Annotated in this window: 1 protein-coding gene; it reads right to left on the bottom strand. The window is 48.5% G+C overall.

The features are described from left to right. Window positions 1–186: 186 nt before the first annotated feature. Entirely contained in the window at window positions 187–984 is a 798-nt protein-coding gene (locus L7E55_RS17550) for an ExeA family protein (RefSeq protein WP_277445654.1), read from the bottom strand. Window positions 985–1,097: the final 113 nt, after the last annotated feature.

Raw genomic sequence — 1,097 nt, 5'->3', positions numbered from 1 at the left:
TGTTGCTTCTCACGTAATTTGACGGTGGGATTCTCACCGTCAATGGCGTGAGAGTTGTTTTGCCAATCAGCCAAGCAAGTGAGAAATGTAACGCCACTCACATGGACCGCATATGCCATTCATTGTGAAGAATGAACGGCATATGCCATCCGATGTGTATTGTGGGGATAACGGGGATAAACCCCGTTATCCCCGTTGACGCTCAAAATCGGCCAGAACCCGCGCAATATCGCCTTCCTCTATCACTTCTTGATTCTTGTTGGTGGCGTCAAATAACGCATTCGAACAGATAAGATTAATGACACGGGGGATACCTTGACTTGCAGCATATACACGCTGCAAGGCGCTTTCAGCGAATATCGGTCGTTCAGTACCGCTTAAGTTCAATTGGTGCCTAATATAGGCGATCGTTTCTTCTTTCGTCAGGCCCGTTAGATGGTACTGCATTCCAATCCGTTGCGCCGTTGCCTCATACTTTTTAAGACGTAACATTTTCCGTAATTCCGGTTGTCCAACGAGAATCAAAGGAAAGAAGGAACACGAATCCATGTTTTGACTTACCGCAAAGCGAAGCTCCTGGATCATTGTTTCACTCATCTCATGTGCTTCATCGATAACCACAACCAAGGCACGTTCACCCTGAGCAGTGCGGGCATGAAGAGCCTCGTCCCATTGCTGGCGGGCTTTTGCGACCGAATACGCCGGTTCTACACCGGCCTGAACAAGTAATGCCCCGTAAAAATCACGTGGTGTAAGAGGCCTCATACTAATATAAACCGGTAAATAGACAGCGCTTTCCAAGGTGCTGAACAAGCGCCTGATAAGCATTGATTTGCCGCTGCCCACTTCACCGGTTAGCACGCCCAGATGGCGGTGCTTTATCATGAGCTTAAGCCGGGCCATAGCTTCCTGATGCCCCCGGGATTCGTAAGATAACGTAGGATCTAACTCTTTGGTAAAAGGCTGCATATGCGAAACTGTCACTTCCGTCAAACTCATGAACGATCACCGCCTTTAACCTGCGCATAAGTAAGAGGGTCCTTCTCGAAAGCCTGCTGACGTTTTTGTTCGGCTAAGCCCAAAAAGGACAATTGCCC

This window comes from Pelotomaculum isophthalicicum JI (assembly GCF_029478095.1).
Classification (GTDB): Bacteria; Bacillota; Desulfotomaculia; order Desulfotomaculales; family Pelotomaculaceae; genus Pelotomaculum_D; species Pelotomaculum_D isophthalicicum.
This window is presented reverse-complemented; position numbering and strand designations above follow the sequence as displayed.